Origin of the sequence: Bradyrhizobium sp. (assembly GCF_016462955.1) — a bacterium.
Lineage (GTDB): Bacteria > Pseudomonadota > Alphaproteobacteria > Rhizobiales > Xanthobacteraceae > Bradyrhizobium.
Genome location: NZ_JAEMSD010000018.1, coordinates 3,798 through 14,865, shown reverse-complemented (window position 1 = coordinate 14,865; position 11,068 = coordinate 3,798). Strand labels below are relative to the sequence as shown.

At 65.6% G+C, this 11,068-nt stretch carries 9 protein-coding genes and 1 pseudogene; 6 read left to right on the top strand and 4 right to left on the bottom strand.

What is annotated here, in order from left to right; all coding sequences use genetic code 11:
* Together JHD07_RS03910 and JHD07_RS03905 are read right to left on the bottom strand one after the other, a co-directional pair.
* Positions 1 to 418, bottom strand: a pseudogene (locus JHD07_RS03910) (metalloendopeptidase); the annotation flags it as partial.
* Positions 419 to 421: 3 nt separating this feature from the next.
* On the bottom strand, positions 422 to 1,567 hold the full coding sequence (locus JHD07_RS03905; protein WP_291619220.1) for a DUF898 family protein: 1,146 nt from the start codon (positions 1,565 to 1,567) through the stop codon (positions 422 to 424).
* A gap of 381 nt (positions 1,568 to 1,948) precedes the next feature.
* Between JHD07_RS03905 and JHD07_RS03900 the strand changes: the two genes are divergently transcribed.
* Positions 1,949 to 3,214 carry a cytochrome P450 gene (locus JHD07_RS03900; RefSeq protein ID WP_291619153.1) on the top strand — a complete coding sequence of 422 codons (1,266 nt, stop codon included), beginning with the start codon at positions 1,949 to 1,951 and terminating at the stop codon, positions 3,212 to 3,214.
* 172 nt (positions 3,215 to 3,386) lie between these two features.
* Complete coding sequence (locus tag JHD07_RS03895; RefSeq protein ID WP_291619151.1) at positions 3,387 to 4,661, top strand: cytochrome P450; 1,275 nt, start codon at positions 3,387 to 3,389, stop codon at positions 4,659 to 4,661.
* A gap of 222 nt (positions 4,662 to 4,883) precedes the next feature.
* Here the strand turns inward: JHD07_RS03895 and JHD07_RS03890 are convergent, their stop codons facing one another.
* On the bottom strand, positions 4,884 to 5,804 hold the full coding sequence (locus tag JHD07_RS03890; protein ID WP_291619149.1) for a LysR substrate-binding domain-containing protein: 921 nt from the start codon (positions 5,802 to 5,804) through the stop codon (positions 4,884 to 4,886).
* Between the two features lie 125 nt (positions 5,805 to 5,929).
* On the opposite strand from JHD07_RS03890, the gene JHD07_RS03885 reads away from it, so the two are divergent.
* From JHD07_RS03885 to mdlC, 4 genes are all read left to right on the top strand, one after another.
* Positions 5,930 to 7,099 carry an acyl-CoA dehydrogenase family protein gene (locus JHD07_RS03885; RefSeq protein ID WP_291619147.1) on the top strand — a complete coding sequence of 390 codons (1,170 nt, stop codon included), beginning with the start codon at positions 5,930 to 5,932 and terminating at the stop codon, positions 7,097 to 7,099.
* Positions 7,100 to 7,109: 10 nt separating this feature from the next.
* Positions 7,110 to 8,213: a CaiB/BaiF CoA-transferase family protein gene (locus tag JHD07_RS03880; protein ID WP_291619144.1), complete on the top strand. Its 1,104-nt coding sequence runs from the start codon at positions 7,110 to 7,112 to the stop codon at positions 8,211 to 8,213.
* A gap of 15 nt (positions 8,214 to 8,228) precedes the next feature.
* Positions 8,229 to 9,080, top strand: a complete 852-nt coding sequence (locus tag JHD07_RS03875; RefSeq protein ID WP_291619142.1) for a MaoC family dehydratase N-terminal domain-containing protein — start codon at positions 8,229 to 8,231, stop codon at positions 9,078 to 9,080.
* Between the two features lie 137 nt (positions 9,081 to 9,217).
* Positions 9,218 to 10,852 carry a benzoylformate decarboxylase gene (mdlC, locus tag JHD07_RS03870; RefSeq protein WP_291619140.1) on the top strand — a complete coding sequence of 545 codons (1,635 nt, stop codon included), beginning with the start codon at positions 9,218 to 9,220 and terminating at the stop codon, positions 10,850 to 10,852.
* Positions 10,853 to 10,871: 19 nt separating this feature from the next.
* Here the strand turns inward: mdlC and JHD07_RS03865 are convergent.
* A partial coding sequence (locus JHD07_RS03865; RefSeq protein ID WP_291619138.1) for an SDR family oxidoreductase occupies positions 10,872 to 11,068 on the bottom strand: 197 nt, incomplete at its 5' end.

Here is an 11,068-nt window from a genome sequence, read left to right as displayed (position 1 = left end):
TCGGCACCAGCGGCGCGAGACGATCGGCGGCAAGCGGCACGCCGAACAGCACCACGCAGACGATGGAGACGGCCGCCGCCACCGACCAGCCGACGATCCTGGCGACACCGCCGCGCGTGGTCCGATGCTCGTCCAGGCGCATGCAACGGGCGGTCACGTCGGCGGCGAGAGCCGCGTCGCGGATTTCCAGCCGAGCCAAGGGCGGCGCGGACGTCGCAGCCAAACGCAGGATTCCGGGCGGACTGTCGGCGCGGCGAATGTCGGCATAGGGCCACCGAAGGGGCGTTCCGCCCTCTTCGTAGATCTCGAGCGCATCGCCGAGGGTCAGCGTCACCGGCCGCCTGCGGCTGGACACGCCGTCGAAGAAGATCGTCGGCTTGACGGACTGCGTTGGAGCGTCGGTCGACAACTCACTCACGGCTCAAAATCCTGCAACATCCAGTCCGTCGGCAAAACCTTCGCCGAGCGCGCCGGCGAGCTGGCCGCTGCCGTGCACATCCGCCGCAGCCGCGATGTCGTGCACCTCGACGGTCTCCAGCACCTTGGCCCAGAGATCGCGCTGGAGATAGACGCGCATGACGATGTTGATGGCAAGGGCGACCGCGAAATACCCGATCACCATCATGACCACCATGGGGATGCTCTTGCCGGCATTGTCACCCGCGAACATCTCCTCCGCTGAAAGGCCGCTCAGCGTGAGCACGAGCATCGTAGCACCGACCATATAGGCACCGAAAGCGCCCGATAGCAGCGTCCACCAGCCGATCACTTTCCAGTACAGGCCGTAGAACGCATCGTGCGGCAATTGCGAGGACAGGCTGACGCCGCCGATGCGGATGCCGTCGAGCCACCAGCGCCATTGGCGCGCCTTGAACTCGGCATACAGGAACGGGGCGAGCGGGAAGATGACGATAGCAACCGGGCTGAGCAGCCACAGCCACCAGCCGCGCTTGAAGAAGGTCCAGCCGTCGCCGTCGAAATCGCCGCGCAGATCGCCGTAATGGGTGTGCTGCATCTTGTAGCGTTCCAGCGCCGCCTCGCGCCAGGGCAGCGCCAGGCCGAGCGTCAGCAGCACGAGCAGGCCCCACAGCATGGCGCGGAGGGAATAGGCCCAGCCCGAACCGTCCATCCAGAAGCGGACGCCGCGCCAGACCGTGCGCGTCAGGCGGTAGCGCCGGGCACGAAAGATCGCGAACTGGCCGAAGGCGTAGAAGGCGAGGAACAGCGGCGCCGAGGCAAAGCCCTGCCAGCGCTCGAACTCGATGCCAACCAGGAAATAGGCGAGATAGATCGGCACCAGGATCGCGAGCGCGAACAGGAAGCCGACCAGAAGCTCCTTGGCCCGTCCGGTGTATTCGGCGGCATCGCCGTCGATCGCGGTGTGTGTCCACAGGTGACGGCGGACGTCGGTGACGAGCCAGAACCGGTAGAAGCCGAAGGTGACGAGCTCCAGCAAGGCCCCCTTGGTGACCAGCTTGCGAAACTCGGAACGATTGCCGGAGAAGTCGACCCGCGTCGGCGGCAGGGGCGGGGGTAAAGGTTCGGAGCCAATGGGGGCCCACTGCATGTTGTTCACGGCAACCTCGGGATGCGAATTTATTCCGGGCAAACTATAGATCAGAGGTTAGTCGGTCCCCAAGATGGGCGGGTTCGATTTAGCGCGATTCCGGTCCGCTTTTGGCATGATTTCGCGACAATCGATGTGCGGAGGATCACGCGGAAGGTTCATGGCCAGTCCTGTAGCCAGGGTGAGCGGAGCGATACCCGGGAACGCGAGCGAAGTCCCGGATGTCGCTTCGCTCATCCGGGCTATGCATCCCCTCTCGCAAGGGTTGGATGTGGCAAAACTCTCCCTTGCCCCGGCGCACACAACCGGCTGTAATTGCGCATCAAATGCCGTAGCGCAGAATTCAACGACGCGCGGTTCACGTACAGGGAGAGAGTGGTCATGCATGGGACCATCGAGAACGCGTCCAAGCTCGACGCGCTACGCGCACGCGCCGATTCGCTGCCGCTGGAGCAGTTCGATCCGGGCGATCCTGAATTGTTCAGGACCGATACGTTCTGGCCTTATTTCGATCGCCTGCGCCGGGAAGACCCCGTGCACTATTGCAAGGACTCCATGTTCGGCCCGTATTGGTCGGTGACGCGCTACAACGACATCATGGAGATCGAGACCAACCACGCGGTGTTCTCCTCGGCCTCCGCACTCGGCGGCATCACCATCCGCGACATCGATCCGGACCTGCGCCGCGAGAGCTTCATCTCCATGGACCCGCCGCGCCACGCCGCCCAGCGCAAGACCGTGGCGCCGATGTTCACGCCGACGCATCTCGACAATCTCGCGATCAACATCCGCGAGCGCTCGGCCGAGTGCCTCGACAACTTGCCGCGCGGCGAGGTGTTCGACTGGGTCGACCGCGTCTCGATCGAGCTCACGACGCAGATGCTGGCGGTGCTGTTCGACTTCCCCTGGGAGGACCGCCGCAAGCTGACGCGCTGGTCCGACGTCGCCACCACGATTCCCGGCCCCGACGGTCTCGTCGCGACCGAGGACGAGCGGATGGCCGAGCTGACGGAATGCGCGGCCTATTTCTCCCGGCTCTGGACGGAGCGCATGGCCCAGCCGCCGAAGAGCGACCTGTTGTCGATGATGGCGCACAGTGCCGCGACGCGGGACATGGACGCCAAGAACTTCCTGGGCAATCTCATCCTGTTGATCGTCGGCGGCAACGACACCACGCGCAACACCATGTCGGGCTCGCTTCTCGCGCTGAGCCAGCATCCGGAACAGTATCGCAAGCTGCGCGAAAACCCCGCTCTGCTCGACAGCTTCGTGCCGGAGGTGATCCGCTGGCAGACCCCGCTCGCACATATGCGCCGCACCGCGCTGTCCGACTTCGAGTTCCGCGGCAAGCAGATCAGGAAGGGTGACAAGGTCGTGATGTGGTACGTCTCGGGCAACCGCGACGAGGAGGTGATCGAGAAGCCCTACGAGTTCATCATCGACCGCGCCCGCCCGCGCACGCATCTCTCCTTCGGCTTCGGCATCCATCGCTGCGTGGGCCTGCGGCTTGCCGAACTCCAGCTCAAGATTATTTGGGAAGAGATTCTTAGGCGTTTCGACCATATTGACGTGGTCGGCGAGCCCAGGCGGGTCTATTCCAGCTTCGTGAAGGGCCTGGAAGAGCTGCCGGTGAAGATTGCGGCGTGAGTTTGTGCTATAACGGCAGGGACGCTGCGTTCCCTCTCCCGCGTGCGGGAGAGGGGTGGGGAGAGGGTCTCTCCGCAACGGGACAGCCCCCGAGAGGATAAAACCCTCACCCGCGCTTCGCGCGACCTCTCCCGCATGCGGGAGAGGTGAGACAACAACTGGAGCAACCACGATGAACATCCAAGCGCCGGTTAAAGTGGACAAGGCCGAACGCATGCGCAGGGCCCGCGAGGAGGCCTATGCAACGCCGTTGGCGCAATTCCACCCCGGCGCGCCCCGGCTGTTCCAGGACGACACGCTGTGGCCCTGGTTCGAGCGGCTGCGCAAGGAAGAGCCGGTGCACTACTGCACCAACGCGCCGATCGAGCCTTATTGGTCGGTGGTGAAGTACAACGACATCATGCATGTCGACACCAATCACGGCATCTTCTCCTCGGACTCCAAGCTCGGCGGCATCTCGATCCGCGACGTGCCGGAGGGCTACGACTATCCGAGCTTCATCGCGATGGACCAGCCCCGGCATTCGGCGCAGCGCAAGACGGTGTCGCCGATGTTCACCCCTCAGCATCTGGACGAACTGGCCAAGCTGATCCGCCAGCGCTCGCAGACCGTGCTGGACAATCTGCCGCGCAACGAGACCTTCAATTTCGTCGAACGCGTCTCGATCGAGCTGACCACGCAAATGCTGGCGACGCTGTTCGACTTCCCCTGGGAGGAGCGGCGCAAGCTGACGCGCTGGTCCGACGTCTCGACCGCGCTGCCCAAGAGCGGCATCGTCGCCTCGGCCGAAGAGCGCCGCCGCGAGATGGACGAATGCTACGCCTACATGTCCAAGCTCTGGAACGAGCGCGTCAACTCCGCGCCGCGCAACGACCTGCTGTCGCTGATGGCGCACAACGAGGCCACGCGCCACATGGACCCCGACAATCTCATGGGCAACATCATCCTGCTCATCGTCGGCGGCAACGACACCACGCGCAACACCATGACCGGCTCGGTGCTGGCGCTGAACGAGAACCCGGAACAATACGACAAGCTCCGTGCCAATCCGGAGCTGATCGACTCCATGGTGCCGGAAGTGATCCGCTGGCAGACCCCGCTGGCGCATATGCGGCGCACTGCGTTGCAGGACACCGAGATCGGCGGCAAGCCGATCCGCAAGGGCGACCGCGTCGTGATGTGGTACGTCTCCGGCAACCGCGACGAGGAGATGTTCGACAGGCCGAACGAGTTCATCATCGACCGCCCGCGTCCGCGTACCCACCTCTCCTTCGGCTTCGGCATCCACCGCTGCGTCGGCATGCGCCTCGCCGAGCTGCAGCTCAAGATCGTGTGGGAGGAGATGCTGAAGCGCTTCGACCGCATCGAGGTGGTCGGCGAGCCCAAGCGGATCTATTCGAGCTTCATCAAGGGGTACGAGACGCTGCCGGTGCGGATAGCGGGCTGATTACGCTTCCCCGGCAACTGATCTCTATATCCTCACCCTGAGGAGCCTGCGGAGCAGGCGTCTCGAAGGGCGAGGCCACCGGCCGGGCCTTCATCCTTCGAGACGCGCGCAAGAGCGCGCTCCTCAGGATGAGAGCAGGCATCCCAGCTATAAAATTCCGGCATGACAGCTCGCGCCAGATGCGAAGGCACGATGGCGCCCGGCTGTTCTACCACACGCCGTCTAACTCAATTTGATGTCCCACACGCCGTCCTTGCGGCAGGCGGCGACCTCCTCGCGCAGGAGGGCGGTGACGGCGAGCGAAGCCGTCGAGACCGGCCGGTCGATTGGAGAAGCGAAGATGAGCTCGCGCGTCATCGGCCTGGATATGGGCGTGGTCTCCAGCCGTCCGTCGGCGACCTCGCCGTGGACCGAGGACGGCGGCAGCAGCGCGAAGCCGAGGCCCTCCTCGACCAGGCTCGTCAGAACGCGGAAGGAATCCGCCTCGAGCTGGACGTCGAGCTTGATCTTGCGCTGGGCGGCCGCGTGCTCGATCAGTGCGCGGAGGCCATGCGAGTGAGAAGGCAGCACCAGCCGTTGCCGCAACAGCCAGCCGATGTCGACGCTCTTCTTGCGCGCAAGGCCGCAGCCGCGCGGGCCGACCGCGACGATGTTGTCGCGCCCGAGGCTCTGGACGTTGAGGTGCAGATCGGCGGAGCGGCCATAGAGGATGGCGAGGTCCATCTCGCCGCGATGCAGCCATTCGACCAGATGGCCGCTGTAGCTCTCGACGATGCGCAGCGAGATGCCGGGAAACGTCTCGACGCAACGCCGCGCAAAGCGCGCCGACAGCACGCAGCTCACGGTCGGAACCAGGCCGAGCACGACCTGCCCGGATGGCGGCCCCTTGGACGACTGGATGTCGTCGCGGATCTGGTCGATCTGCCGCACGATGCCGGCGGTGCGCGCGAGCAAGAGGCGCCCGGCCTCGGTCAGCACCATGCCGCGGCCGTTGCGCGTGAACAGCTCGGTGCGCAGCTCGTGCTCCAGCAGCTTGATCTGCCGGCTCAGCGCCGGCTGCGCCACGCGCAGCGTGTCGGAGGCCTTGGACAGGCTGCCGAGCTCCGCCACGCAACTGAAGGTCCTGAGCTGCCGGAAATCCATGCTTGCCAATCCTGGAAGGCTACTCCATACGCTATAACAAATGAGCATAGGGGGCGGGCATTGTTTTCACAACGCCCGGGGATCGGCCGGCGTTATCTTAACTGCCGCTACCAACGGGAAACGCCATGAGTGAAGATCACCACACCGAAGATTACGCCGACATCCGCGACGCCGTCGCCAAGCTCTGCGCGCAGTTTCCCGGCGAATATTGGCGCAAGCTCGACCGCGAGATGGCCTATCCCAAGGCGTTCGTGGATGCGCTGACCGAGGCCGGCTATCTCTCGGTGCTGATCCCCGAGGAATATGGCGGCGCGGGCCTGAAGCTCTCGGCCGCGGCGGCGATCCTGGAAGAGATCCAGCGCGCGGGCTGCAACGGCGGTGGCTGCCATGCCCAGATGTACACGATGGGCACGGTGCTCAGGCACGGCAATGCCGAGCAGAAGGCAAAGTACCTTCCCAAGATCGCGAGTGGCGAACTGCGACTGCAGGCGTTCGGCGTCACCGAGCCGACCAGCGGCACCGACACCTCCTCGCTGAAGACCTTCGCGCGCAAGGACGGCAACGACAGCTACATCGTCAACGGCCAGAAGATCTGGACCAGCCGCGCCGAGCATTCCGACCTGATGGTGCTGCTGGCGCGCACCACGCCGAAGGACCAGGTGAAGAAGCGCACCGACGGCCTGTCGGTCTTCATCGTCGACATGCGCGAGGCCAAGAACAACGGCCTCGAGATCCGTCCGATCCGCACCATGATGAACCACGCCACCACCGAAGTGTTCTTTACAGACATGAAGGTGCCGGCCGAGAACCTGATTGGCGAGGAAGGCAAGGGCTTTCGCTACATCCTCTCCGGGATGAATGCCGAGCGCATCCTGATCGCGGCGGAATGTGTCGGCGACGCAAAGTGGTTCATCGCCAAGGCGACGAACTATGCCAAGGAGCGCAGCGTGTTCGGCCGGCCGATCGGCCAGAATCAAGGCATCCAGTTCCCGATCGCCAAGGCTTACGCCTCGATGCGTGCAGCCGAGCTGATGGTGAAGGAAGCCACACGCAAATACGAGGCCGGGCTCGACTGCGGCGCCGAGGCCAACATGGCCAAGATGCTGGCGGCCGACGCGTCCTGGGAAGCGGCGAATGCCTGCATCCAGACCCATGGCGGCTTCGGCTTTGCAGAGGAATACGACGTCGAGCGCAAGTTCCGCGAGACGCGGCTCTATCAGGTGGCGCCGATCTCGACCAACCTCGTGCTCTCCTTCGTTGCCGAGCACGTGCTCGGCATGCCGCGCTCGTACTGAGGTCGCGGCCATGGGAGCACTTGACGGGATCAGGGTGATCGCGGTCGAGCAGGCCGTCGCGGCGCCGTTCTGCTCGTCGCGCCTGGCCGATGCCGGCGCGGAGGTGATCAAGATCGAGCGGCCCGAGGGCGATTTCGCCCGCGGCTATGACGCGGCGGCCAAAGGGCAAAGCAGCTATTTCGTCTGGCTCAACCGCGGCAAGCAGTCCGCCGTGGTGGATCTCGCAACGAAAGAAGGCTGCGACGAACTGGAGAAGCTGATCGCCAGCGCCGACGTGCTGATCCAGAACCTCAAGCCGGGCTCGATGGACAAGCTCGGCTTCTCGCGCGAACGGCTCTTGAAGGACTATCCCAAGCTGATCTCCTGCACCATCACCGGCTATGGCGACACCGGGCCTTACGCCAACCGCAAGGCTTACGACCTCCTGATCCAGGCCGAGAGCGGCCTCGCCTCGATCACCGGCAATCCCGACGGTGCCTCGCGGGTCGGCATCTCGATCGTCGACGTCGCGACCGGGGCGACCGCGCATGCCGCGATCCTGGAGGCGCTGATCGCGCGCGGGCGCACGGGCAAGGGCGCCGACATCCGCATCTCCATGTTCGACGTGATGGCGGACTGGTGCACCGTGCCGCTGCTCAACGCGGAAGCCGGCAATCCACCCAAGCGCATGGGCTTGCGCCATCCCTCGATCGCGCCCTATGGCGTGTTCACCTCGAGCGACGGCAAGGACATCCTGATCTCGATCCAGAGCGAGCGCGAATGGAAGACGCTGTGCGCGAAGGTGCTGGACCAGCCGGACCTGCCGGCCGATCCCCGCGTCGCCAACATGGTCGAGCGCGTGCGCAACCGCGACTTCACGGACAAGACGGTTGCGGATGCCTTCGGCAAGATGACCCGCGACGAGCTCTTGAAGCGGCTGTCGGACGCCGACATCGCCTTTGCCGAGGTCAACACCATGGCCGACCTCACCAACCATCCGCATCTGCGTCGGATCGAGGTGGACACGCCGAACGGCCGCGTCAGCTATCCCGCGCCGGCGCCAATCATCGTCGGCGAGACGCGCTTTTATGGCGCGGTGCCCGCGATTGGCGAAAAACCAAACTCCCGGACATAACAAGAGCGAGGCGTCATGACCGAGAAGCTCGACATCGACCATCTGCGGCAATGGATCGGCCGCAGCACGGAGGCGACCGACATCGTCACCGCGCAGCTCGTGATGGGGCTGCGCGCGACGCTGTTCCAGGAGGTCGGCGAGCCCAGGAAGGGCGACGCCGCGCCGTGGACGGTGCATTGGTGCCTGGCGCAGCCGGTGTTTCCGATGTCGATGCTCGGTCCCGACGGCCACCCGACCCGCGGCGGCTTCCTGCCGCCGGTGCCGCTGCCGCGCCGGATGTGGGCCGGCGGCGAGATCGAGTTCTTGCAGCCGCTTTGCGTCGGCGATGAATCGACGCGGACCTCGCGCATCGCCGATGTGCAGGTGAAGACCGGCTCGACCGGCACGCTCTGCTTCGTCTCGGTCGAGCACAGCATCTCCTCGCCGCGCGGCACCGCCATCCGCGAGAGGCAGGACATCGTTTATCGCGAGATGACGGGCAGCGCGCCTGCGGGCGCCAAGGCCCCGCCGCCGCCGCCGAAGGCGCAGCACCGCGAGACGCACGTGTCGGATCCCGTGCTGCTGTTCCGCTACTCCGCGCTGACCTTCAACGGCCACCGCATCCATTACGACCGTGACTACGTCACCAAGGTCGAGGGCTATCCGGGCCTGATCTTCCACGGCCCGCTGCAGGCGGCGCTGATCATCGAGATGGCGGCCAAGCTTCACGGCGGCAAGGCGCCGAAGAAGTTCACCTATCGCGGGCTGCAGCCGCTGTTCGAGGGCAGCGAGTTCTCGGTCAATGCCAACGAGATAGAGACAGGCATGGAGCTGTGGACCGCGAACGCGGAGGGCCAGCCGACGATGAAGGGCACGGCGGTGTGGTGAGCCACCGTTGTTAGACCCTCACCCTGAGGAGCCGCGCAGCGGCGTCTCGAAGGGCGAGGCCACCGGCCGGGCCTTCATCCTTCGAGACGCGCGAAGACGCGCTCCTCAGGATGAGGAATGAAGAGGGACGGAAACCAATGGCCAAGAACGGCAAGACCTTCGGCAAGACCGGCAGCAAGTCCGTCACCGTCAAGCAGGCGACGCTCGACCTGCTGCGATCGTTCGGCATCACCAAAGTGTTCGGCAACCCCGGCTCGACCGAGCTGCCGTTCCTGAGCGACTGGCCCGACGACATCGACTACGTGCTGGCGCTGCAGGAGGCCTCCGCGGTCGGCATGGCCGATGGCTATGCGCAGGCAACGCGCAATGCCGGCTTCGTCAATTTGCACTCGGCCGCCGGCGTCGGCAACGCGCTCGGCAATATCTATACAGCGCACCGCAACCAGACCCCGCTGGTGATTACCGCGGGCCAGCAGGCGCGCTCGATCCTGCCGCTGCAGGCGTTCCTCTACGCCGAGCGGGCTTCCGAATTTCCACGGCCCTACGTCAAATACAGTGTCGAGCCGGCGCGACCCGAGGACGTGCCGGCCGCGATCGCGCGGGCCTACTACACCGCGATGCAGCCGCCCTGTGGTCCCACATTCGTGTCGATCCCGGTCGACGACTGGGCGCATGCCTGTGCGCCGGTCCAGGCGCGCAAGGTGAGTCGCGAGATCGGCCCCGAGCCTGATACGATGAAGGTGTTGGTCGCAGCCCTCGGCGCGGCAAAGCACCCGGCACTCGTGGTCGGCCCCGGCATCGATCGCGCTGGCGCGGTCGATCTGATGGTGCGCGTCGCCGAGAAGGCGAAGGCAAGCGTCTGGGTCAGCCCGTTCTCCGCGCGCTGCTCCTTTCCCGAGCGCCACCCGCAATTCGCAGGGTTTCTGCACGCATCCCCGGCGCAGCTGTCCGACGCGCTGCGCGCGCACGATCTCGTCGTCGTCGTCGGCGCGCCGGTGTTCACCTTCCATGTCGAAGGCCATGCCGCGATCTTCGACGGCGGCGCGACCATCTTCCAGATCACCGATGACCCCGATAGCGCCGCGGTGACGCCATCAGGCACCAGCATCATTGCAACCATGAAGCCGGCGCTCAGCCTGCTGCTCGACCTGCTGCCGGAGAGCAAGCGCGCGGCACCGAAGGGCCGCACGCTGCCGCCGGCGCCGCAGGCCGCCGATCCGCTGCCGGTGGAATTCCTGCTGCACGCGCTGTCGCGAGCGATGCCCGAGGGCGCCTCGCTGGTCGAGGAAGTGCCTTCGCACCGGCCGGCGATGCAGAAGTTCATGCCGATGCCCGGCCAGGATAGTTTCTACACGATGTCGAGCGGTGGCCTCGGATACTCCCTGCCGGCTGCCGTCGGCATGGCGCTCGGCAAGCCGAAGCAGCGCACGGTTTGCCTGATCGGCGACGGCTCGGCGATGTATTCGATCCAGGCGCTCTGGACCGCCGCGCAGCGCAAGCTGCCGCTGACGGTCGTGGTCATCAACAATTCCGGCTACGGCGCGATGCGCTCGTTCAGCCAGGTGATGCAGGTGCGCAACGTGCCCGGGCTGGAGCTGCCGGGGATTGATTTCGTCCGGCTTGCCGAAGGCGTGGGATGCCACGCGGTGCGGGTGACGAAGGCGGCCGAGCTCGGCGAAGCGCTGAAGCGCGGCATGGCGTTCGATGGCACCAGCCTCGTCGAGGTCGTCGTCGATTCCGCGGTGCCGGTGCTGTATGGGCAGAAGCATTGAGGCGCCACGGCACCATTAACTACGAAGCCAGGAATCCCCCATCCGCCGCGAGCACGTGACCGACGACGTAGGACGCCGCGTCCGACGCCAGCCACACCACGGCCTCTGCCACCTCTTCCGGACTTCCCATCCGCCGCAGCGGCAGGCCGGCGCTGACGGTTGCGACGTCGCCGACGCCGGCGCGCAGCATCATGTCGGTGACGACGCGGCCGGGGG

What these genes read in the sequence shown, in the direction of transcription:
- JHD07_RS03905 (WP_291619220.1), bottom strand. Translation starts at nt 1,567, where the DNA reads ATGCAGTGGGCCCCCATTGGCTCCGAACCTTTACCCCCGCCCCTGCCG.
- JHD07_RS03900 (WP_291619153.1), top strand. Translation starts at nt 1,949, where the DNA reads ATGCATGGGACCATCGAGAACGCGTCCAAGCTCGACGCGCTACGCGCA.
- JHD07_RS03895 (WP_291619151.1), top strand. Translation starts at nt 3,387, where the DNA reads ATGAACATCCAAGCGCCGGTTAAAGTGGACAAGGCCGAACGCATGCGC.
- JHD07_RS03890 (WP_291619149.1), bottom strand. Translation starts at nt 5,804, where the DNA reads ATGGATTTCCGGCAGCTCAGGACCTTCAGTTGCGTGGCGGAGCTCGGC.
- JHD07_RS03885 (WP_291619147.1), top strand. Translation starts at nt 5,930, where the DNA reads ATGAGTGAAGATCACCACACCGAAGATTACGCCGACATCCGCGACGCC.
- JHD07_RS03880 (WP_291619144.1), top strand. Translation starts at nt 7,110, where the DNA reads ATGGGAGCACTTGACGGGATCAGGGTGATCGCGGTCGAGCAGGCCGTC.
- JHD07_RS03875 (WP_291619142.1), top strand. Translation starts at nt 8,229, where the DNA reads ATGACCGAGAAGCTCGACATCGACCATCTGCGGCAATGGATCGGCCGC.
- mdlC (WP_291619140.1), top strand. Translation starts at nt 9,218, where the DNA reads ATGGCCAAGAACGGCAAGACCTTCGGCAAGACCGGCAGCAAGTCCGTC.